The following is a 22,997-nucleotide window of genomic DNA, read 5'->3' as shown; positions in this document are numbered from 1 at the left end:
TCATCTTTCTTCTCCAGTTAGTGAAGAAACCTCAGAATGAAGAAGAGTTAAGAAATAAGATAGCAGAGCTGCAAAACAATTTGAGTCGGCTTGAACTGAATTTGAAGGAAGAATTTAAAACCAATCGTGATGAAAATTCCGCTGTTGCCAAAGAAAACCGGAGAGAACTGAATGAAACATTGAAAGATTTTAGAACGGAACAAACACAAACTTTACAGCTAATTACACAACAAACTCACAATGCCTTAAAAGAAATCAATGAAACTTTGGCTCAAAAGATTGAAGGCTTAATGTTGAAAATTGACAATAATAATCAGGCAAATAGAGATGCGTTGTCAATTAATCTAAAAGATTTTACAACAGAACAACGTTCTAAGTTTGATGAGCTGACAAAAGAGCAGCAGGAACTTACGTCAAAAACAGTAGAACAATTAGAGAAGATCACCAATAAAGTGGAAGAAAAGATTTTAATATTGCAAAACCAGGTTCAGGCAACATTAGATAAAAATATCAATGCTTTGAATACCTTGCAAAAAGAAAGGTTTGAGCAAATGGAGCTTAAACAAACAGAATTGGTGAGAAATACTGAAACTAAACTGGAATCAATCCGGATAACGGTCGAAGAAAAACTGGAAAAAACCTTAAGCGATCGATTAGGCCAAAGTTTTGAAACCGTTGGGAAACAACTTCTTGAAGTGCAAAGAGGTTTGGGAGAGATGCAAACTCTTGCGCAGGATGTTGGTGGCCTAAAGAGAGTACTGAGTAATGTAAAAATGCGAGGCGGTATTGGTGAGGTACAACTAGCTATGTTGTTAGAACAAATTTTAGCACCGGATCAATATGAAGCGAATGTTAAAACAAAAATCAATAGCAATGATTTGGTCGAGTTTGCCATAAAACTTCCGGGAGCGAGCGATGATAATGCCCGGGTTTGGCTTCCTATTGATGCTAAATTTCCCAAAGATGTATATGAGCAATTGCAAACTGCTTATGATACAGGTGATTTACTTTTAATTGAAGCTGCACAAAAAAATTTGGAAATCACGATCAAAAAAATGGCTAAGGATATAAGTGACAAATATCTTGATCCACCAAACACTACTGATTTTGGTATTATGTTTCTGCCGTTTGAGGGTATTTATGCCGAGGTAGTTCGCAAAGCCAGCTTATTGGAGGAGTTGCAACGTACATACAAAATTGTTGTTACAGGCCCGACTACGCTGGCTGCAATTCTTAATAGTTTGCAAATGGGCTTTCGTACTTTAGCAATTCAAAAACGAAGCAGTGAAGTTTGGCAAATTTTGGGAGCGGTCAAAAAAGAATTCGAAAACTTTGGAGGCTTAATGCAGAAGGCTCAAAATAATATTCAAACCGGTCTAAATCAATTGGACGATGTTATCGGAAAGCGTACTAAGGCTATCCAACGTAAATTACGCAGCGTGGAATCCCTGAATGAAACAGACGCAAAACTAATCCTCCCAGAAAGCTCTGATTTTGATGATTAAATTAGTAAAAATTGATCGTCACTCAGGCTATGTAATGATACCTTAGATTTGTTTGTTAAATAAGCAAAAAACAAATCAAATATACTGAGATTGAAAATTCTTGGCGCTTAATACGTAGAAATTTTCTTATCTTCGTGCACGAACACGATTTGAAATACACAAAACACAATACATTGTAAAACAAATATATAATTCAAACTTTAAACTCATAAAAGCATGAAAGAATTTATGGATGAGCATTTCTTGCTCGAAACAGAAACAGCGCAGCGTTTGTATCATGAACACGCGAAAAATATGCCAATCATAGATTTTCATTGTCACCTAAATCCTGAATTCATTGCCAAAGACCGCCAATTCGACAATTTAGGTCAAATTTGGTTAGAAGGTGATCATTATAAATGGAGAGCAATGCGCACAAATGGTGTGGACGAACGTTATTGCACCGGGAAAGACACTACCGACTGGGAAAAATTTGAAAAGTGGGCAGAAACGGTACCATATACCATGCGTAATCCTTTGTATCATTGGACTCATTTGGAATTACAACGGGCATTTGGCGTCAATACGTTACTAAAACCAGAATCTGCCCGGGCTATTTATGATGAGTGTACGTTGAAATTAAAAACTCCAGAGTTTTCTGCCAGAGGTTTAATGAAAAAATTTAATGTAGAAACGGTTTGTACAACAGATGATCCGGTTGATTCATTAGAATATCATCAATCTTTGCGTGATCAAGGATTTGAAATCAGAGTACTGCCTGCTTGGCGTCCGGACAAAGCAATGGCAGTGGAAGATCCTGTTAAATATCGCGCATATATTGAGAAACTATCCGAAGTTTCTGGTGTTTCTATTACGACATATACAGATTTGATGCTAGCCTTACAAAAAAGACACGATTTCTTTGCATCCATGGGATGTAAGCTGAGTGATCATGGCATTGAAGAGTTTTATGCTGAAGATTACACAGCTGCAGAAGTTGATTCTATTTTTAAGAAGGTAATGTCTGGAAAAGCTCTGCAAATGGATGAAATTCGTAAAATCAAATCAGCTATTTTATTTGATTTGGCAATTATGGATTGGGCTGCAGGTTGGGTGCAGCAGTTCCATTATGGTGCCTTACGAGATAATAATACACGACTACTGACTTCACTGGGTCCCGACACCGGATTTGATTCAATTGGTGACTTTACTGTAGCCAAATCAATGTCAAAGTTTTTGAATCAGTTAGATTTAAAGAATCAATTGGCCAAAACAATTTTATACAATTTAAACCCACGCGATAATGATTTAATCGCAACAATGATTGGTAACTATCAGGATGGGAGTGTTGCAGGAAAAATACAGTTTGGTTCCGGTTGGTGGTTTCTTGATCAGGAAGCAGGCATTACAGCTCAACTGAATTCACTATCTTTGATGGGTTTATTGAGTCGTTTTGTAGGTATGCTGACTGATTCCCGAAGCTTTCTTTCTTATCCTCGCCATGAGTATTTTCGTCGTATATTATGTAATTTACTTGGCAACGATGTTGAAAAAGGAAAGCTGCCGGCAAGTGAATTGAATTTTATTGGAAAAATGGTTGAGGCGGTTTGCTACAAAAATGCTGTAGATTATTTTCAATTTTAGGCTAAATATCATTTTTCTGGTTGGTTCTTTTATTTTTTTGTTGCAGTCTTTTTATGATTTGAAGAAAAGTGACTCTTACTGCGTTTTTTTGTAAGAAAAAAATTGTTTCTTTGCAGCTGATATTGGAGAACCAATTTTATAACAGATAAAAATAATGAATAAGAAAATTGTAACGTTTGGAGAAATCATGTTGCGTTTAGCAACACCTGGTTATGAGCGTTTTAGTCAAGCAACACAATTAAACGCATCGTTTGGTGGTGGCGAGGCTAATGTTGCGGTCTCGTTGGCAAATTATGGTATGTGTGCCGACTTTGTTACTCGCTTACCACAGAATGATATTGCTGATTGGTGCATTAAAGAGCTTCATAAGAATGGAGTAAAAACAGATCACGTGCTTCGGGGTGGAGAACGTGTTGGCATTTATTTTTTGGAAACAGGAGCGGTGGCACGCCCAAGCAAAGTAGTGTACGATCGTTCTCATTCGTCAATTGCCGACATTCAACCGGGGATGATTAAATGGGAAGAAGTCTTTGCCAATGTAGATTGGTTTCATTGGACAGGAATAACTCCAGCATTATCTCAAGGCGCTGCTGATGCTTGTTTAGAAGCTATTCAGGTAGCAAATAAAATGGGGGTTACCGTATCGTGTGATTTAAATTATCGCAAGAATTTATGGAAATATGGGAAACAGGCATCTGAAATCATGCCAGCTTTGGTAAGTGGCTGTGATATCATTTTAGGTAATGAAGAAGATGCTGAAAAAGTATTTGGCATAAAACCTGAGTCATTTGATGTTGAAAATACCAATGGTCAAATTAATGCTGCTGAGTTTGAATCGGTTTGCAAGCAATTGATGGAACGTTTTCCACGTGCCAAAAAAGTGATTATCACTTTGAGGGGTTCCATTAATGCCAATCACAATACATGGGGAGGTTGTTTATATGACGGTAAAACATTATATCAATCAGCTCGTTATGATATTACCCATATTGTAGACCGCGTTGGTGGTGGCGATTCTTTCATGGGTGGATTAATTTATGGTCTACTTACTTATACAAATGATGACCAAACAGCATTGAATTTTGCAGTAGCGGCTTCTTGTTTGAAGCATACCATTTATGGTGATTTCAATTTGGTAACGGTGAGTGAAGTGGAGAATCTGATGAAGGGGGATGTAAGTGGACGCGTTTCACGATAAATTGCTGATAAATATAAGATTGTATAATAGGTCAAATGCCTATCAATCTGATTCTCCGTCGTATTATTGACGATCAAATTCTAATTTATATACTATGCGTTTCAATAAAATTCAAGTATTATCGGCTATGCTCGAAACAGGGATGGTGCCGGTATTTTATCATCAGGATGTTGATGTAGCAAAGAATGTGATTAAGGCTTGCTACGAAGGAGGTGTACGCGCTTTTGAGTTTACCAACCGGGGCGATTTTGCACACGAAGTATTTGCTGAGGTAACGAAATGGAGTAATAAACATTGCCCGGACATGATTATGGGAGTTGGGACAATCGTGGATGCTGGAACCGCCTCACTTTATTTACAGTTGGGAGCTAATTTTGTAGTAAGTCCAATTCTAAATCCTGATATTTTCAAAGTATGCAATAGACGGTGTGTGCCATATATTCCTGGGTGTGGCTCTGTGAGCGAGATTGGGATGGCACAGGAATTGGGCGCTGACGTAGTGAAGGTTTTTCCAGCCAGTAATGTCGGGGGTCCGTCATTCGTCAAAAACGTAAAAGCGCCTATGCCTTGGACAAATATAATGGTTACAGGAGGAGTAGAACCAACGGATGAAAATCTGCTGGCTTGGTTTAAAGCAGGAGTTGCATGTGTAGGCATGGGATCTAATTTGTTTCCCAAAGAAGTTGTGGCTCATCAGGAATGGAATATTATTACGGAACTATGTAAAGCTTCATTAGAAAGCATTCAAAAGGCAAAGCTATAAAGTTTTTAATATCAATCCTATAAAATCATTATCATGAATAAAGACAACGGGATGACAGAAAAATTCGGTCGGTACAGATGGATTATAGTTAGTTTGTTGTTATTTTCGACAACAATTAATTACATGGATCGCAATGTAATTGGATTTCTAAAAGATTACTTTTGCTCTGCACAAGGTTTTGGTTGGACTCCTCAGGATTTTTCGTACTTAACTTCTGTGTTTACTCTTTTCTATGCTCTTTTTACCATTTTTGCAGGGGCAATAATTGATAAAATCGGCACAAGGTTAGGGTTAATGTTCTCTCTGATTATTTGGTCTTTTGCGGGCATCATGAGTGCTTTTGTAGGGAAGACTATAGTAGCCCAAGGTATCATAAGAAGCATTTTTGGTGCTGGTGAAGCCGGCAACTTTCCTGCTTCTGTTAAGACTGTAGCTGAATGGTTTCCCAAGAAAGAGAGAGCTTTAGCAACTGGGATTTTTAATTCTGGTTCCAATATTGGTGCTATGATTTGTGCTCTTTTTGTCCCTTGGGCACTATTGTTATGGGGGAAGGGGCATGAATTTTTAGGCATTTTTGCAGGTTGGCAAATGGCTTTCATTCTAACGGGAATAATTGGACTTATTTGGCTGGTCTTTTGGCTGGTCTTTTATGGAACTCCCAAAGAAATGCTCGCCAAAGGAAAAGTGACCCAGACCGAATATGACTATATTCATAGCGATAAAGACGAAGCCGTTATAAATGCATCCGATGAAGAAGTTGTGAAAAAAATTTCCTGGGGTAAAATGTTGGCATATCGCCAAACATGGGCTTTTCTGGTGGGTAAGTTTATGACTGATGGCATTTGGTGGTTCTTATTATTTTGGCTACCTACTTATGTAAAACAGCAATTCTGTGTTGGATTAAGTCCTGATCAAACGGCTGACTATGTAATGATCTCAAACTTTATTGTATTTGGTATTGCTATTGTGGGGTCTATTTACGGCGGAGCCATTCCTTTATCGTTTATGAATAAAGGGTGGTCAACATATAAAGCCCGCATGACAGCCATGTTGTTGATTGCGTGTGCGCCATTAGCTTTATTGGCCACCCAGCCATTAGCTAATTCATATGGTATTGTAGCTGCTATTGCAATGGTATGTATTGGAGGGGCAGCTCACCAGGCATGGTCTGCTAATTTGTTTACTACAGTATCAGACATGTTTCCAAAGAAAGCAGTTGGGACGATTACCGGCATTGGAACGACTGCAGGTGGTGTTGGTGGAGTTTTAGTCCAATTATTAGCTGGCCATCTTGATGGGACTTTGAAGGCCAGTGTTGCTTATGGAATTATGTTTGCTGTCTGTGCTTTTGCTTATTTAATTGCATGGGCATTGATAAAGATGTTAGTCCCAAAATTCAAAATTATTACCGATTTGTAGAAATAGAAGTAGAGTGATAGAGTAGATAGATTAGTGTAATTAATTTTGGATGGCGTCATTAACAGGTTTCTGTTAATGACGTTTTTTTATCTGAACTAAGATAGGAAAGGCTACAATGCTGATGAAGTAATTTTATCGCAGAGTTGATGACTTCATAAGGGAAGAAGGGATGTTTTTAAAATAGAAAGGGTTGTCTCCCGACAACCACAGTCTTTTGTTAACCTTAAATCTAATACCATGAAAAACACAGTGCAAAGGTAAGTATTTTCATATATCATTTGCAAATAATAAAAGAAAAAAGAACGGATATTATTGATATTTAACCGAAATAGTTTTCACCAAAGTCAGAAAGTTACAATAATCCGCTAAATTATTCTACATATAATACCAGCCCTTTTAAATATTCACCTTCAGCATGATAAATATTGATAGGATGATCGGCAGGCTGAGTGAGTTGATGTAAAATCCGGACCCGACGCCCCGATTGTGCTGCTGCTGAAAACACGGCAAGTCTGAATTGTTCTTTAGATACAATTTGTGAACAAGAAAATGTAAACAGAATGCCATTATGCGCAATCTTTTCAAAAGCTTTTGCATTGAGTTTTCGATAGCCTTGCAGTGCATTATGAAGCACATTCTTGTGTTTGGCAAAAGCTGGTGGATCAAGAATAATTAAATCATATGTAGTTGTTGCATTGTCCAGAAATTTAAATGCGTCCTCCGCAAATGCCTGATGTCGGTTCTCAACAGGAAAGTTAAGGGCAACATTTTCATTCGTTAATTCAATTGCTCTACCTGAGCTATCCACTGAATGTACCTTAGCAGCTCCACCTTGTAATCCATATACCGAAAACCCTCCAGTATAACAGAAAAGATTAAGCATTACTTTGTCTTTAGCATAATATTGCAGTAATTTCCGATTTTCGCGTTGATCGACAAAAAAGCCAGTTTTCTGACCATGTATCCAATCAACATGAAATAATAAATCATTTTCTTTTACAATGCCTTTCCCACCACTGCCAATCAAATAACCGTCTTCTGAAGTTAGGTTTGCTTTATATGGAAGAGTCACTTCTGATTTATAGTAAACATTTTTAATCCCGGATACTGTATTTATAATCGATTGTGCTATAATAGTCCGACTATAATGCATGCCTACGCTATGAGCCTGTATCACTGCTGTGTCTTCATAAATATCTATAATCAAACCGGGCAGGTGATCTCCTTCTCCATGGATGAGCCGATATGTTGTGTTTTGCTCACTTTCGGCTAAGTAAATGGATTTTCGTAAAGCATAGGCTTGTTTGATAGCACTCATCCAGAAAGTATCGTCTATAAGACCGTCTGTAAATGTTAGCATTCGCACTGTAATGCTTCCAATTTGATAATGACCTACCCCCATATGTATTTGGTCTGCAGAAACGACTTCAACGAGGTCGCCTTCATTAACAGGTCCGACTATACGGGAAATCGCTCCTGAAAAAATCCAGGGGTGAAAACGTAATAGCGGTTCCTCTTTTCCTTTTTTGAGTATAACTTTAGAATAAGCCATTAATATTCTTGTGTTAAGTATGTATATATTTTGTAGCATGCCCACGCATCTGTTGCGGCATAAAGCTGTTGCGCTTCATTTAACGGTTGCGCTTCCCAGTTGGATAATCTTTTGTTTTTCGATATGCGTTGTCCAAAAATAATAGCAAACAGTTTTGTCAGGCTGGTTTCCTCAATGTTATAGTTTTTAGCAAAATCCTGTAAATCAATGAAACTTGCTTTGTTGATGGTTGCTCTCTTTTTTATGGCAATGAAATCATCGCGTAAGGACAGTCCTATTTTGGTTACATGAGTGTCATTGAGCAAATCAATTAACGCGGTCGGCATTCCGATCATGTTGAGACGGAAAAGATAACAGATATCTTGCGATGACAATTGAATTAAAGCAACATGATTATGCGAATGTCGTGAGAAGTTAGGTTTCGTTTCTGTATCAAATCCAATGAGCGATTGTGACTTTAGATATTCGATGGCATCATCTACTTGTTCATTACGATCTATGGTGATTATTTTCCCCTGAAAAGCAGCGACAGGAAGAACTGATAATTCTTCTTTGGATATAGTTGGTCTAAAATTCATAGGCATAGCTCTAAAGATCGTCACTATCGTCTCGTAGTTGATGGTGTAAGAACGACTCCTTTTGCGATGTGGCGTTTATGGGAGGCAAAAATTCATCTTGTTCTTCTTTCTCTTTGTCGTCGTTATATTGAAGCTGATGAAGTGCGGTCAAAGCATTGAGTAATTTTCGTCCCCAGTGCTGATGGAATCCATAAAGGCAATTATCCAAGGCATTGCTTAAAAGATCTTCATCTCCGAGCTGACAATTGAAGAGAAAATCTTTGAGTTCTTGTAAAATATCGGCTAAGTCTTCAGAGATTGATGCAGCAATTGGTGCCTCAGAATATTGTATTTCAGGATGAAATGTAGTAAGATACATATCATCAGTTCCCAGCAATGTTTCGATGCTCACTCTAACATTTTCATATTCAGCTTCCGTTACGGTTCGTTCTGACTCTTCTTCAGGAAAATCAACAACAGAAGGGAGCAATATAGTCTTTAAATAAAGGGTAGGTAAATATTTTACAGCTTGTTTGATAAAGATTTGTTTATCAGTTGATACGCTATTTTCAATGAAAATGCAATATTCGGCGGCAACAGTAATAAATTCTAATCTATCTTTTTCAGATGAAGTTGCTGTAGGCATGGTAAAATAAACTCATTGATTGATAGTACAAAAGTAACAAAACATTTTGAATTTGGGATTTCTCCCCGAATATTAATCTTGCTGCTGATTTGTTTTTACATAAAATGGCATATTTATTACCAGGAGATCAATTTCTATTGCATTTATCTTGTTTATGCTATATATTCGTTTTTTAATGTAATCATTGAGTCATTCATGGGAAACGAAAGAAGATTTTAGTATCTTTGCCCTTCCAAATCATGAACAAAAACATCATCTCTAAAAATCAAATGATATGGTAAAACATCTTGTCTTTTGGAAGTTGAAAGAAGAAGCTTTTGGAAATAATAAAGCAACCAATGCATTATTAATCAAGAAGAAGCTTGAAGATCTAAATGGTCAGATTGAAGGGTTAATTCATCTGGAAGTGGGTATTGACTTTATGAAAACAGACGATAGTTATGATCTTGCTTTATATGGTGAGTTTGAATCCCGTAATGCGTTGGCCTTTTATCAGGAACATCCTAAACACAAAGAAGTGCAACAGTTTGTAAAGGTAGTGAGATCAGGACGTTGTTCCGTAGATTACGAAATATAATTGTTTCCATTGACCTACACTTTCTTTTTCTCTGTAAATTTTCATTAGAAGCAATATCTTGTTTTCTGTAACTTTGTTTTTATAAACAAACGCCGACAAATATCATAAAAAAGTGCCTTCGATATGCATCTCAGATGCACAAATCGAAGGCACTTTTTGTTTTAAGTTGTTCTGTTTTAATAGATCGTATCTCCTACTGAAACCTTCAGTTTGTAGAGACTGACTGTATAATCAATCTGAGTCTTCAATAATGATAAACGACTTTCTGCCAACGATATTGCACTGTCAAGCAAGTCCAGATTGGTGATACTTCCGCTTTCATAGCTTGTTTCTGCTAACTGATAGGCCTTTTCCGCTTGTTTTACCTGTAATTCTGCTTGTTTTACCTTTTGTTGAGAGGCATCCATATTTTCATAACTTTGAATTACATCGCTAATAATATTACGTTTAGTCAGATCTTTATCTTGTTGCGTACTTTGAATTTCCGATTGAGCTGCTATACGATTGTATTTTGTGCGGGTAGCATCAAAAATTGGGATATTGAGGCTTACTCCGACAACGTAATTGGCTTTTGCTGTTGCCAACACAGGAAAATATCCATTCTTATATCCACCATTAGCAAAAAAGTCAATAGAAGGATTATTGGCTAAATTGACATTTTTCAGATGTAACTGGGCTAATAATGTTTTCTGGGTGGCAATTTTTAGCTCTTCGCGTTGTTTAAGTGCAGTTGAAATCAACGAATCGCTTTCGATGAGTGAGCCATATGAATTTATGTCATTCTGCACAGCAACAGGGATGGTTTGTGGTTTCCCTAATAATGCATTAAGCTGGCTTTGGGCAATTTTTAAGGCTGTTTCCAGATCCGTTTTTTGATTTTTGATAGTCGAAATGCGAACTTTTGTTGTCAGTATTTCGTAATCTGTTGCAGATCCCGTTGCTGCCTTCTTTTCTACAAAATGTAAATGGTCATTTAAATTATTCAGTTCGTCGTTTTTAATTCGAATTGCTTGTTGCAAATAATCTAAAGTATAGAAACTGCCAATAGCCACCATCGATAGCTGCTGTTTGATCTGACTTTCCGTTAACTTGGCAAGCTCACTACTTTCCTTGGCATACAGCACATTATTGGCTGTCTTTCCAAAGTCATAAATTTTCTGATCAAGATTTACCGTGGCAGAATAATTATCGGCAGCAAACATATTAAATGTGCCTAATCCCGGAAATGAGATAGAAGAAACAGGCGCCAGATGTGAATAAGACGAAGAAAGCGAAATGTTAGGATAGTACGCTGATTTTGCCAATCCAATGCCTGCGTTAGCTGAAATGATTGCCTGTTTAGCTTCCTGAAGAGTGGGATAATTGGACATCACCTGTTTCAATACTGACGACAATGACAGCGAATCAGAAACAACGGTCGTTTCTGTTTGCGCTGTTGCAGAAGTTGCTAAAAGGCCTGTAAATAATAAAGTAAAAAAAGAAATTCCAGCTTTCAGGCGGATTGTCTTTTTAACTTTAAGGGTTTGATGATATAGTAATTTCATAATTCGGGAATTTTAGTTTGATTGGAGGACATATGCTTATTCTTTGTTTTCAAAATTATAACAGGTACAACACCTAACAAGGTTATAAGAGCTGCAACGAAAAAGTCGTCATTAATGCTTTCAATAAAAGCCTGATTGTTGATGTTGGACAAAAGCAGATATTCTGCCTGCTTCATAGCTGTTAATACACCACTCCCTACATGTTGTTGTGCAAAGAATGACAGATGATGTATCACATTATGAAATTCCTGCGATCTTGGAAGCACAGACGATCCATAAATTTGAGAATGGAAACTCATTCGCGCAGTCATTAATGTAGTCAGAATAGCTACTCCGATACTTCCTCCAATCTGACGGATTGTATTGGTAATACTAGATGCCTGAGCCATCTTATTATGAGCAATCGTCAATAAAGAAATCTGATTCAACGGAGTAAACATAATACCCATGGCAAATCCCCTAAGATAAAGAGACGACATAATATAAGGCCTTTCCGTTAAGAAAGAAAGATCAGAGTTAATATATAAACTGATTGTTAGCAGAATGATCCCTATAATAATCGGAATTTTGGGATTCGCTTTGTCTGCGATTAATCCTGCAATAGGAGACATTAATCCTTGTATAATCCCTACCGGCAGAAATACGGCGCCTGACTGCAATGCAGTGTAATCCATTGCATTTTGCAAATAGAGTGGCAACAGGAAAGTGCTTCCGAACATCCCGATGCTAAAGATAAAGATCACAAGATTACTCAATCCAAAATTTCTATCGATAAGTAATCGTAAATCAATAAGAGGATTTTTTGTTGTTAATTCCTGGGTAATAAACACAGCGAAAGCAATAATCGAAATGGCAAAGCATGCAAGAATATAGGGGGCTGACCATCCTTCGGCATTCGTACTGGCATTCCCTTCTGATAGTGCGTAAAGCAATACCGGTAAGAAAATAACAACAGATATAAATCCGACAAGATCGAATTTACGAATATCTCTATTGATGAATTCCCTCTGAATAATAATGGTTAGAGCTAAAGCGACGATCCCGACAGGAACATTAACGTCGAAAATCAATTGCCAGCTATAATTGTCAACGAGATAACCGCCAATAAGCGGTCCAAAAGAAACAGATGCTGCTGCTGCTATTGCCCAGAATCCAAGAGCAATACCTCTTTGCTTAACAGGGAATTCACGCATGATGATGGCCATCCCCAATGGTTGAATCATACCGCCACCCAATCCCTGAATAACGCGTGATGATATTAACATGGTTTCATTGCTTGAAATACCACATAACATCGATCCGAATGTAAACAGGAACAATCCCCAGAAATAGATACGCTTATACCCGAACTTATCTGCCATCCATCCTGATGTTGGAAGCATGGCTGCCATAGCCAACATGTATCCCGTAACAACCCATTCGATGGTAGAAAGTCCTACCCCAAATGAAGCCATAATTTTAGGAAGTCCAACGTTGACAATGGTTGCATCAAGCACAGCCATAAACGTCCCCAACATTATATTACCAAGAACAAACCATTTATAAGCAGGGTTTTGAGGATGGTAAACAGAAGTTCTGGGCCGTAAAGCGCGTCGTATTTTATGTGTTGGTGAGAGTTTTCTCATTACTTCTTCACAATTTTAATAACAACTGACATCCCTGTGCGGAGTACATATTGACTTAAAGGCGTTCCATTTTCAGTGCCATCAATAGATACTTTGACAGGTACACGTTGCGTAACCTTTGTAAAGTTACCTGAGGCATTATTAGGTGGAATCAGTGAGAATTGTGAAGCTGTGCTGGCTCCAATGTAGAAAACCTTCCCTGTAAAGGTTACTCCGGGATATGTATCAAGAGTAAAAAGAGCTTTTTGTCCAATGGAGAGATGTTCCATTTTAGTTTCTTCCAGATTGACTAAAACCCAAAATTTGTTCGTGTTGTTTAATGTAAAGACAGCTTGTCCCATTTGAGCGAGATCGCCCGGCAGTTGCCACCGTTTTGAAATAATGCCATCACATGGAGCATATAACTTGGTATTGGCAAGCTGGGTATTGATCACTCCTAACTGAGCTTCAGCCGTTTTTATAGCAGCTTCTGCGCTGTTGATTTGTGTTTTGGATACCTGTATCATAGCCTGTGAAGCGCTAACTTGTGCTTTTGCTGCTTCCTCGGTTTTTTGAAAGTGATCATATTGTTCTTTAGGAATGACTCCACCTGCAAATTGAGTTTTTGCCCTTGTAAAATCGTCCAATGAACGTTGCCAGTTGATATAGGCTATTTTGCTATTATCGGTATTGAGCTGATAGTTAGCTTGTGCTTGTGCTTCGGCTGCTTTGGTCTGCAAAATTGACGAAAGCACTTGTTGGCGTTGTGCAATTAAATCGGCACTGTCTAATGTGGCAAGTAGTTCGCCCTGCTTTACCGTATCTCCTTCGTCAACAAAAAGATGATCAATGCGTTCGACCACTTTTGGTGTAATCGAAAGATTGTCGGAATCAACGTAAGCATCATCTGTCTGCAGATAATGTGCGTAATCTTCATACCAATAAATTCCTGCGGTGATGACTAACAGGATAATGATCGTAACAGGAAGATAAATTTTCAAGTTTTGTTTGGTGATTTTCTTGATTTTCATACGTAAATAATTAGTATTCTGTTTTTTTATGTCTCTAAATATAAACTATTCTGATGTCTTACTGATTTACCGGCATATTGCAATTATATTTCATGAGGCTTCCTTTTCTCCGTCATGATCACTACAACATGTTGATTTGCCAAAGCTAAGTATCAAAAGTTCACGTACCTTCTGGGTAGCATCGGCTAAGGAGATAATTTGCTCTTCCGTAAGTTGGTGCAACTGCAATCGCATATCCTCTCCAATTTCTTTTTTAATAATTTGAAACTGAGTGTATCCTTGTTTTGTAATGCGGATATTGACTATACGCCGATCGTTTGCATCGGAGATACGTTCCACCATCTTTTCTTCAATTAATTTGTCAATCAAAACCGTTACATGAGGTTTCGGCATTGACAATTTTCGACCAATTTCAGACATGGATAACGTTTGATGTACACTTAAAATTCCCATAATGAATAATGCTCCGGGATTCAGGTTTGTTTTGGAGCGCATTTGTTTTGAAAAACTTTTGGAAATGAGCGGATGGAGATACATTAAATTATCCACGACTTTGTCAATAGTTTGATTGAGTTCAGTCATGATGATTGTATTTTGTTGTTTGTTTTATAATGGTTACAAAGTTACAACTATTACATACCGAAAATCAATAGTTTTTTGAATTATTATAGATTCTATTTTTGCAAGTATAGATGTCTAATTAATAGATATATATATTATATTTTAATTAGTGATTTTTATCGATATATGCTGCTGTATCATAAAACAAAAGTCAGTTATTTATGTTTTTCAGCATAAATATGACCTTTTTCTCTATTGCTTTTTTGAATAATTCAACTCATCCTTTTTAATGTATCCAACATAAGTGCTGCTCTTTTTTGTGGAGATGGGCTGACCCTATGTATCGGACTAATATTTATGCTCGACCTTCTTATACATAGACGAATAATAGCAGCACTTATTTTAAAAAGCACTGTTTTCCCAGGAAGATTATTTGATCACGATGCTTCGGGAGAAGATTGTACAGGATCAAGGTTGAAAATCGAAAAAGAAAAGAGATTGTAATTAAAGAAGTTGTGAAACCTCTAAGATTTGAATAACTGCATCCGGATTCAGTTTTTCAGCTGTTTCCCATATAATTTAGAGTTCATCCATTCCCCTGGTCACTCTGTTTTCTACTGTTTGAAGTTTGCTTTGATGTAATCGCCTATCCCGAACTTCTTTTTCAGTTGCGGTTTGTCAGTCTGGCGGACATGTTCGTGAATTTCAAGGGGCAATTTCTTTTCTACTTCCTTGCGTAAGAATGCTTCAATTTCGGGAAGATTTGACTTCATAGGCGTACCTGCTATTTCATGCGCGGCATTCTCAACGTCATAGAAGTAGTAGGGACTTTTCATCTTCTTCAGTTGTCCGGCTAAGTTTTTAGAGCCATAGAAACCATAGTTGAACAGGCGAACCTTGTTGTAAGGCACATGGTTATCGGCATCACCCTGAAAGAATTGGACAGGCGCAGGCTTTTTATCCCAATGCAATGATCCTTTTGTGGTGAAAATAGCTCCTGCAAATGCAATCACACCGGCATACCCGAAACCTTCCGGTAGTCTATTTATCAGCTTGTTATTTGAGCAGAGGTAATATTCCGCTTGCAGCACCGAAATAGCTCCCGCACTCGATCCGTTGATAATGACCATGGCAGGATTGATATGCCAGTCGCTGGCGTTGCTGAGGATAAAATCAGTAGCATTATATAAATCGGCCACAGCTGTATCAATGGCACTTGCTAATAACCCGGGAAATGCCATTTTTTTTATTTTTTCTCCCTTGTGAATCTGTTCTGCTGTTTTTTTCAATCCCAACCGGTAATCAATGGAGACCATCACGTAACCTCTTTGCGCCATTTGGTCAAAATAGGGGAGGTAGTAGGGGTTATCACGCTTTCCTCCAATAAAACCTCCTCCAAACATGAAAATAATGCAGGGCTTTGCTGCCACGGTATCCGTTTGTGCTAACTCATATCTATCGAGCCGAAGCGTATCCTGACCCTTAACGGAATAGATAAAGGTAGATTTGGTTACCTGCGAAAAAGCTGACAGTGAGATAAACAGCAAAAACAAGAGTAATATATATGTTTGTTTCATAAAGGTAAGTTCTGTTTGTTTATATGATCCTGTAATGTTTATGCCGGACCCTCTTTTGACAGCGAAGATAGGTTGTTTTTTACCCTTTGCTAGGTCAGGAGATGTTTGACTCTTTTTCTACGCTTTGATATGCTGTTACGAATGCTTGATAGTTGATTTCAAATCTTGCTGGTCCTAAATAGATAGCAGGCCAATAGATACTGTTGAAATAGACTTTGTTATCCGGTGAAAAGATCAGTGTAATAGTTTGTTTATCTTCTATTGAGCCAAATGTAGTTTCGAAAATCATATATTTATCTGTTTCCATGGATAAATTCCAGTTGAGTTTCTTAGCCGCCTCCACTAGTTTTGGCTTTGCTCTGGTCAGACTGATCGTTATTGCTACTTCTCTTAATTTATCTCTGGTTAAAAGGGTACGGCTTTCCATTGCAGCTGCCCAAATCATTACCATCGGAATGACGATAGCAATGGCATAGTCCATTACAGACGGATTGCCCTTGAGTTGGTTTTTGAATATGAAATAACTGATGATGCATGTGCCACCAAACATAATCAGAATGAAACCATAACTTACTGCTTTTTCATAGGATTGTCCTTTGAAAACCAACTTATTCGTTTCAACTGTTTTATCATAATCTAATCCACCTTTTATCATATAGTTTGTTGCTATTTTTCTTAAGTTATCAACTCACTTTACTTCTTTTTTCTGTTTCGCGGAATTGCCGCTTAACGGATGTTGGATGATTCTTTTCTGTAAATAATAGGAGGCTGTATTATTTATTCTTTTGTTAGCCAGATGATTTTCCCATTTTGTCCTCTTAGACAGGCTTTTTTTCCCCCATTATTTGCTGAAGTAAATACCTCAATATGATGATTATATTTAAAACCGGCAAAAACATAATGTTCTTCATTATATTGCTTTGTCAAGGGCTTGTTTAATTGACAATCATTGTCAATAGTATAAACCCAAAAAGGCGTGTATGATTCAAAAGTTCCTTTTTCTGTAAAATGTTCAGGTGGATTATCTTCTTCCGAATATGCTCTAAAGATAAAGTTTAATTTTCCATTATGTTCAAGATCAACTAATTTAACAGGAATTTCAACGTCAACACTATCCTGCTCACTATTGAAAACCATTTTAGGTTTATTGTCTGAAATATTGATGATTGAAAAATTTTCTCTGTAACCTGCTCCATCTAACATACCAAAAAGTAAAATTACAGTCTGTACCTTGGTTTTTTTGATGAATAGTGATTTTGTTGAAACGTAATTTCTGTTATCTTTCAAAAAGGAAGAATCTACGTCCGTCCAGCTATCCTTTGTGATAAAATCCTCTTTGCAAAATCCTGAAATAATGATGGTTATTTTATTAAATAACGAAGTGCTTTTCAATGAAGAGCTTAGAAAAATAGTATCTGAAACATTATCATTATTCAGGTTTGTGATAATAGTTTTATAAGGTTTATAAGCCATAGCATCAGGCTTTATCTGATTGTTTTTTGACAAAGAGTTGTTCTTTGCAAACATTCTAATTGTTCCTTGTTTATTATCGGTTGATCTAGCTGGATTACTACAACTGGTTATTAACAGGATCAATATAACAGATAAAGCTGTTGTTTGCATAATGCTTAATATTTCATATATCGAAAACTTCTTTGTCAATTGTCTAACCATAAGTGATCGGTAAATGGTAATACATAATTTTGTTTTATGGGTTTACCATATAAATAGGCAGGTGTCCACTTTGGCATATGATTGACAATATTAATGATCTTTTGATTGATTTCCAGATTAACCCCTTTTATAATTACCGGAGTTTTTATTTGTCCGGTAGTATCAACTGTAAATTGTACAATTAATTTTGATTTGATGTCCTCTTTTTCTATTCCAGCCTCTTGCAGTTTGTGTAATAAATACTACTTTAATGCTTTATCTCCACCAGTGAATCGGGCATTTTTCCTCCAGTCAGGGGTATTGTCCAAACTATCACAGATGACTTGTGCCCGATCCAAAAATTTTTTTCCATATTTCTTCTGTAATAATTTGTTCATTTCGCCATCATAACATTTATAATAATTGGAAGAATCCGTGAAGTACCAGTTGATTTTATAGTATTTGTATAACACATAAAAATAAGTATTATCCGCCGGCACCACTTCTTCTGAATGAAAAGAGTAGTTTCCATGTTGAAAATCAGATCTGGCTTGATTTACAGCTTTTCGACAACTATTCCGGCAAAATCCGGAGCTGCTGACCAATAAACATATAAATATCACGAATATCTTCTTTGAATCTTCCATTGGTTTGATTTATTCAACACAAAATGCTGTTGTTTTTTGACGCCACCTCTCTGGAATCATAACTTTTAGTCATGCTTCCATGATAGGCTTATCAACGGGCATTTGCTTTGTTGAGTCACTCTATTGTAGCATTGCTTCTTCCTCCTTGCCTCTACGCCTGTTCCACAATGACGGCAGTGCCATAGCAGATTACTTCGGTGACACCCGACATAATTTCAGTCGATTCGTAGCGTACGCCGACGACTGCATTGGCTCCGAGCATTTCAGCATGTTGCAACATCATTACAAAGGCTTCGTTACGGGTTTTCTCACACAGATCGGACAGGATCGTTATGTTGCCGCCAAACAGGGTTTGAAATCCGGCACCAATGTTGCCGACAATGGATCGTGAACGGACTAATATGCCTCTTACTACGCCCAGGTTTTTACTGATTTTGTAGCCGGCAATCTCAAAAGCTGTGGTGGTCATTCTTGTTTCCATATTATTTTTATTTATAAGGGTTTGTAAGACAACTATCCGAATGTTTCATCCCCGGCAACAGGAGTGCGCCGGGAATATAAGATTTATTTCTGCAGTCGCGGTTGTGTAAACGACCAGTGTGTCTGTATGATCCGCCACTGATTGTCATCGTCAAGCCGGTACACTTCAGTACAGTTCCATTTATGGGGTGTCAAACCCGCATATGAGACCAGGTTATAGGTCAGCACAGCCATACTATCCACTGCCTGCACACAGGGGTTGCCCATTTCGTACCGGCTTGCGTGTACTTTTCCCCTGATCGCTTCGTAAAGCGCTGTCAGTTTATCCAGACCGTCAAGCCTTTGGGGTGTCATTGGGTCAAAATAGACAACATCCGTATCCGACAGCTCAAGAAATCCTGACGGATCGCCCTGATTCCAGCGTTCCAGGGCCGCTTTTTCCATGCCAATAATCTTTTTGGCTATGGTGTTATTCTCCTGCGCACACACTGGGGCCATCACCATAAGGGTGAGCATAAACAATAAGGTTTTCATACGGTAAACATTTAATGGTTATGGTATATAAACCGGTATATGAACGCTTTCATTCCCGTATATAGCTGCTTTGCCTGTTTTTTGCCAGTGATGCCTGGTAACCTGCGCCAATGTCATTCCCAATCGCCCGATTGTTTGCCTGTGATCTGCCTGATATGGAGTTTCAGGATCACGATAGCTTCCACCTGTTTCTCTTTATACACGTTGTTGCCGGCCCTCCCGTTGTGCGCCATGATAATGTCCAACCCCCTTTTCTTTTCCTCGAAAGAGGTTATCATCTCAACCGTTGCATAGCCAATAACGGAACGGTATTTTTCACTCCATTTGCATGACTCTTCGTGCCGGACAATCATCGCTCCGTATTCGATCTCAAAACATACCTCAGGGTTCTGTTTCAACAGCTCAATCTTTTTGCCCGACTGTGCAGAATGGATATAAAAGGCATGTCCGTCATATCCATAATTGAGTGGAACAAGGTAGGGCCGATTACCATCCATCATGGCTATACGGCACACTTCACCTTTGGAGAGAATCTCTTCAATGACTTGCTGGTTGGTAATTTCTTTCTCTTTTCTTCGCATAATGTTCTCCTTTACAATACACAGGGTAGGGGGATCGGGCTGTTTATGCGTGTGAACCGCAACTTCATAAAACGCCCCTGTTAAAACTTTGGAATATCAAAGGTACGGTAGTTCTTTTATACCACAAAAATAAACAGGAATAGAATGGTTTTTAACTTGTTGCAGGAATTTATTTTCTTTCTGTCCTGCAAAAAATAATTCCATTTTATGACTGTGGTTGTGCATTGGCACCCTTTACCTGTTATCAGCAGCAGTAGTCTTAAGTTAGGCCAGAATACCAGGGCTGTGCTTCTTACTCTGTTGTTGATTGTTTCATTCTGATAGCATAGCTTTGGATTATTGCGTCAGCAAAATCGTTATATCCCCGACAAGGCAACAATGCAGATCATGTACATTGACTAAAGAAAATATTCGAAAAAAAATCCTTAATAACCGGCGCACATCCCTATTGCTTCTTCGATATTCAGTACCTTTGCCGTCGAATGAATAAACTTATTTTGAACATCTTCAGATCATGAAATTTAAACAAAGATCCGCAGCTTTACTCTTTATTATTAGTGTATTAACAATGAATTCGTCTTGACTTTTACAAGCTTTAAATACTAAAAAAAGGGAAGAGCCGTTTTATGAAAAGCAAAACTATAAAACACCACTCTTCCCCATGTACTTAGTACTCGACAAAGATACAATAAATAAAGAAATAGTGCCATTCATCCCTGTACCCAAGAGAGGGTTCAGGACAAAGTGTGATATCGCCGAGATTGTTAACTGCATATTGTACAAATTAAAAACAGGTTGTCAATGGCATATGTTGCCCGTTAAAAGTTTATTTTCTAATGTCGTATTGCATTATAAGACTGTTTTCGGTTATTTTCGTACATGGTGTAAATCAGGAGTGTTACAACAAATCTGGTTTGGTTTATTGAATAAATACAGAGCCTCATTGGACATGTCCAGTGTTGATTTGGATGGCAGCCATACCCCCGCATTACGTGGAGGAGAACAGGTTGCTTATCAGGGTCGGAAGAAAAGGAAGACTACCAATGCTCTTTATCTTACAGACAGACAAGGTATCCCATTGGCCATATCAGACCCGATAGAAGGGAATCACAATGATTTACATCAAATTAAAGAACGTTTTACCGACATTATTGATTCGCTGAATAACTCCGATATAAGAGTTGATGGTCTTTTTCTTAATGCCGATGCAGGTTTTGACTCTGCGGAGTTCAGAGAATTCTGTTCTTCCCATGAAATAATACCCAACATCGCTATTAACTGGCGTAACGCAGCACATACGGATGATATATTCTTCGATGAATTGCTCTATCAGCAACGCTATTGCATAGAAAGAACCAATGCATGGATGGATAGTTTCAGATCTCTATTGAACAGATTTGATGTTACTTGCTCCAGTTGGCAAAGCTTTAACCTTATCGCTTTTATCGTGATACTACTTAAGAAAATTACTAAACAGAAAAAGTCAAGATGACTTCAATTACAACATCAACGTGTGTATCCGCCCAGGATAAAAAAGACAATTTCAACCTGAGCGTTGATCTTGTGAGTTCTTACGTTTGGCGTGGCATAGCACAGGAAGGATCAAAAGGCGGTACGCCCAATATCCAGCCTACTTTAACCTATACGATAGGATCTTTTAGCTTAGGTGCATCCGGATCATATGCTTTTTCGGGAGATGTCAAAGAAATAGACCTCAATGCGACACTCGCTTTACCCCATGCTTTTTCCCTTACGCTTACCGACGACAACTGGAACAACAGCAACAATAATGCAGAAGTAAGTTCGGGGTATGCCAACTATTTTAACCTTCGGAGTAATGGCACAGGACATATCTTAGAGGGCACTTTAGCATATGGAGGGTGTAAAACCTTTCCGGTGAGCTTTTCCTGGAATACCATGTTTTATGGTGCAGATAAGAATCTAAACGGGAAAAATGCCTATTCTACCTATGTTGAACTTGATTATCCCGTTGCATCGAATGTAAATACCTTCCTTGGTGCATCCTTGTTTGACAGTCCTGCTATTTACGGCAATAAGGGATTTTCCGTGATTAATGTCGGGATAAAAGTCACCCGGAAAATTAAACTTTCAAATACTTTTTCCGTGCCTGTTTATGGCATCTTAGGAGCGAATCCACAAGCTGAAAAAGCTTTTTTTGTGGCAGGGGTTACGTTGTAGCAAAGCTTCGTGTCATCAATGTTGTTTCAGAAGAAAATCGCATAAATTGTCTTCAATCAGTACCTCATTTGGCTTACTGGCAATGGACTTATCCGGGGTAGTGCGGAAATTCTTCCTGCCCCGGCAATTCAGCAAATGCCTGTTCTGATTTTTTCGGTGATTCTCATTCCGTATAAATTTTATCTTCTTTCCACATCAATACATTATTTTCTATATAGGTTGCAATGCGGTTCATTTCGTCCTGATTACGGATAATATGATCGTGAAACCGGGATTGCCAACCAAAATCAATGTCATTTTCATTTGAAAACCGGGTAATCGCCCGTTTAAAACCGCCCATGGCTGTTGATAATTTTCCACGTCTGGCTGAAATAGATTGCATTTTTTCATCTACCAATATATTTTTCCATCGTTCATTGGCAGATGGCGTTGATTGTAGAGACGATGTGCACATTGTCTCTACAAAATCAATCACCACAATGGCATGGATATGGTTGGGCATTACCACAAACAATGGTATCTCGCAATTGGGATAATGCCCATTGATTTGTTTCAGGTTTTCGACCGCATATTTCCCGATTTCCGACAATATCATTTCATCATTCCTTATTTCACCAAAATAATGTTCCCTGTTTTTCGTACAAACCGTTATAAAATAATCACCACCGTTATAATCGTGCCATGATGCGCGTGCTGACAGAATGCGGTATTTATTTTGAAATTTGTCGGTTGACACAACGGTTGAT

Annotated in this window: 24 protein-coding genes; 8 read left to right on the top strand and 16 right to left on the bottom strand. The window is 38.0% G+C overall.

The genetic code is table 11. The features are described from left to right. Window positions 1-290 precede the first annotated feature (290 nt). The 5 genes from FHX64_RS04815 (at window position 291) to FHX64_RS04795 (ending at window position 6,508) form a co-directional block, all read left to right on the top strand. The gene (locus tag FHX64_RS04815) at window positions 291-1,505 is read left to right on the top strand and encodes a DNA recombination protein RmuC (protein WP_425487960.1); all 1,215 of its coding nucleotides are present in this window, start codon (window positions 291-293) and stop codon (window positions 1,503-1,505) included. Between the two features lie 216 nt (window positions 1,506-1,721). Next, a complete protein-coding gene (uxaC, locus tag FHX64_RS04810) occupies window positions 1,722-3,128 on the top strand; it encodes a glucuronate isomerase (RefSeq protein WP_183412668.1) in 1,407 nt (468 codons plus the stop codon). A 154-nt stretch (window positions 3,129-3,282) separates the two neighbouring features. Further along, on the top strand, window positions 3,283-4,326 hold the full coding sequence (locus tag FHX64_RS04805) for a sugar kinase (protein ID WP_183412667.1): 1,044 nt from the start codon (window positions 3,283-3,285) through the stop codon (window positions 4,324-4,326). Between the two features lie 94 nt (window positions 4,327-4,420). After that, window positions 4,421-5,089, top strand: a complete 669-nt coding sequence (locus FHX64_RS04800) for a bifunctional 4-hydroxy-2-oxoglutarate aldolase/2-dehydro-3-deoxy-phosphogluconate aldolase (protein ID WP_183412666.1) — start codon at window positions 4,421-4,423, stop codon at window positions 5,087-5,089. Between the two features lie 33 nt (window positions 5,090-5,122). Next, entirely contained in the window at window positions 5,123-6,508 is a 1,386-nt protein-coding gene (locus tag FHX64_RS04795; protein ID WP_246392304.1) for an MFS transporter, read from the top strand. Between the two features lie 370 nt (window positions 6,509-6,878). Here the strand turns inward: FHX64_RS04795 and FHX64_RS04790 are convergent, their stop codons facing one another. The 3 genes from FHX64_RS04790 to FHX64_RS04780 are packed head-to-tail and all read right to left on the bottom strand — an operon-like array spanning window position 6,879 to window position 9,263. Beyond that, window positions 6,879-8,060, bottom strand: coding sequence for a class I SAM-dependent rRNA methyltransferase (locus tag FHX64_RS04790; RefSeq protein WP_183412665.1), 1,182 nt, complete (start codon window positions 8,058-8,060; stop codon window positions 6,879-6,881). Further along, a complete protein-coding gene (locus FHX64_RS04785) occupies window positions 8,060-8,638 on the bottom strand; it encodes a 3'-5' exonuclease (RefSeq protein WP_183412664.1) in 579 nt (192 codons plus the stop codon). The genes FHX64_RS04790 and FHX64_RS04785 overlap by 1 nt, the downstream gene beginning before the upstream one ends. Before the next feature lie 10 nt (window positions 8,639-8,648). Further along, entirely contained in the window at window positions 8,649-9,263 is a 615-nt protein-coding gene (locus FHX64_RS04780; RefSeq protein ID WP_183412663.1) for a DUF5063 domain-containing protein, read from the bottom strand. Window positions 9,264-9,537: 274 nt separating this feature from the next. On the opposite strand from FHX64_RS04780, the gene FHX64_RS04775 reads away from it, so the two are divergent. Continuing rightward, on the top strand, window positions 9,538-9,840 hold the full coding sequence (locus FHX64_RS04775) for a Dabb family protein (protein ID WP_183412662.1): 303 nt from the start codon (window positions 9,538-9,540) through the stop codon (window positions 9,838-9,840). Window positions 9,841-10,016: 176 nt separating this feature from the next. Here FHX64_RS04775 and FHX64_RS04770 read toward each other — a convergent pair whose 3' ends face one another. The 12 genes from FHX64_RS04770 to FHX64_RS04715 all read right to left on the bottom strand — a co-directional run bounded on the left by FHX64_RS04770 (window position 10,017) and on the right by FHX64_RS04715 (window position 20,052). After that, window positions 10,017-11,384, bottom strand: a complete 1,368-nt coding sequence (locus tag FHX64_RS04770; RefSeq protein ID WP_183412661.1) for a TolC family protein — start codon at window positions 11,382-11,384, stop codon at window positions 10,017-10,019. Continuing rightward, window positions 11,381-13,009 carry a DHA2 family efflux MFS transporter permease subunit gene (locus FHX64_RS04765; protein ID WP_183412660.1) on the bottom strand — a complete coding sequence of 543 codons (1,629 nt, stop codon included), beginning with the start codon at window positions 13,007-13,009 and terminating at the stop codon, window positions 11,381-11,383. The genes FHX64_RS04770 and FHX64_RS04765 overlap by 4 nt, the downstream gene beginning before the upstream one ends. Next, entirely contained in the window at window positions 13,009-14,019 is a 1,011-nt protein-coding gene (locus FHX64_RS04760; RefSeq protein ID WP_183412659.1) for an HlyD family secretion protein, read from the bottom strand. Before FHX64_RS04760 ends, FHX64_RS04765 begins: the two co-directional genes overlap by 1 nt. Before the next feature lie 90 nt (window positions 14,020-14,109). Beyond that, on the bottom strand, window positions 14,110-14,601 hold the full coding sequence (locus FHX64_RS04755; RefSeq protein ID WP_183412658.1) for a MarR family winged helix-turn-helix transcriptional regulator: 492 nt from the start codon (window positions 14,599-14,601) through the stop codon (window positions 14,110-14,112). A gap of 593 nt (window positions 14,602-15,194) precedes the next feature. Further along, on the bottom strand, window positions 15,195-16,157 hold the full coding sequence (locus FHX64_RS04750) for an alpha/beta hydrolase family protein (protein ID WP_183412657.1): 963 nt from the start codon (window positions 16,155-16,157) through the stop codon (window positions 15,195-15,197). A 94-nt stretch (window positions 16,158-16,251) separates the two neighbouring features. After that, window positions 16,252-16,812, bottom strand: coding sequence for a hypothetical protein (locus FHX64_RS04745; protein ID WP_183412656.1), 561 nt, complete (start codon window positions 16,810-16,812; stop codon window positions 16,252-16,254). 122 nt (window positions 16,813-16,934) lie between these two features. Further along, on the bottom strand, window positions 16,935-17,780 hold the full coding sequence (locus FHX64_RS04740) for a hypothetical protein (protein ID WP_183412655.1): 846 nt from the start codon (window positions 17,778-17,780) through the stop codon (window positions 16,935-16,937). A 35-nt stretch (window positions 17,781-17,815) separates the two neighbouring features. Beyond that, window positions 17,816-18,028 (bottom strand): energy transducer TonB, encoded by a 213-nt coding sequence (locus tag FHX64_RS14445; protein ID WP_425487959.1) that lies wholly within the window; start codon window positions 18,026-18,028, stop codon window positions 17,816-17,818. A 45-nt stretch (window positions 18,029-18,073) separates the two neighbouring features. Beyond that, window positions 18,074-18,457, bottom strand: a complete 384-nt coding sequence (locus tag FHX64_RS04730; RefSeq protein ID WP_183412654.1) for a hypothetical protein — start codon at window positions 18,455-18,457, stop codon at window positions 18,074-18,076. 151 nt (window positions 18,458-18,608) lie between these two features. Continuing rightward, the gene (locus FHX64_RS04725) at window positions 18,609-18,938 is read right to left on the bottom strand and encodes a YbjQ family protein (RefSeq protein ID WP_183412653.1); all 330 of its coding nucleotides are present in this window, start codon (window positions 18,936-18,938) and stop codon (window positions 18,609-18,611) included. A gap of 83 nt (window positions 18,939-19,021) precedes the next feature. Next, the gene (locus FHX64_RS04720; protein WP_246392302.1) at window positions 19,022-19,471 is read right to left on the bottom strand and encodes a YybH family protein; all 450 of its coding nucleotides are present in this window, start codon (window positions 19,469-19,471) and stop codon (window positions 19,022-19,024) included. A 113-nt stretch (window positions 19,472-19,584) separates the two neighbouring features. After that, window positions 19,585-20,052 (bottom strand): pyridoxamine 5'-phosphate oxidase family protein, encoded by a 468-nt coding sequence (locus FHX64_RS04715; protein WP_183412652.1) that lies wholly within the window; start codon window positions 20,050-20,052, stop codon window positions 19,585-19,587. Between the two features lie 661 nt (window positions 20,053-20,713). Here FHX64_RS04715 and FHX64_RS04710 point away from each other — a divergent pair. Next, complete coding sequence (locus FHX64_RS04710; RefSeq protein ID WP_183411862.1) at window positions 20,714-21,544, top strand: IS5 family transposase; 831 nt, start codon at window positions 20,714-20,716, stop codon at window positions 21,542-21,544. Beyond that, a complete protein-coding gene (locus FHX64_RS04705; RefSeq protein WP_183412651.1) occupies window positions 21,541-22,251 on the top strand; it encodes a hypothetical protein in 711 nt (236 codons plus the stop codon). Before FHX64_RS04710 ends, FHX64_RS04705 begins: the two co-directional genes overlap by 4 nt. 163 nt (window positions 22,252-22,414) lie before the next feature. Here the strand turns inward: FHX64_RS04705 and FHX64_RS04700 are convergent, their stop codons facing one another. Beyond that, entirely contained in the window at window positions 22,415-22,987 is a 573-nt protein-coding gene (locus tag FHX64_RS04700; protein WP_183412650.1) for a transposase, read from the bottom strand. Window positions 22,988-22,997: the final 10 nt, after the last annotated feature.

The organism is Microbacter margulisiae (assembly GCF_014192515.1).
GTDB classification, from domain to species: domain Bacteria; phylum Bacteroidota; class Bacteroidia; order Bacteroidales; family Paludibacteraceae; genus Microbacter; species Microbacter margulisiae.
Note: the sequence above shows the minus strand (reverse complement) of the source record. Positions and strands in the feature narration are given on the sequence as shown.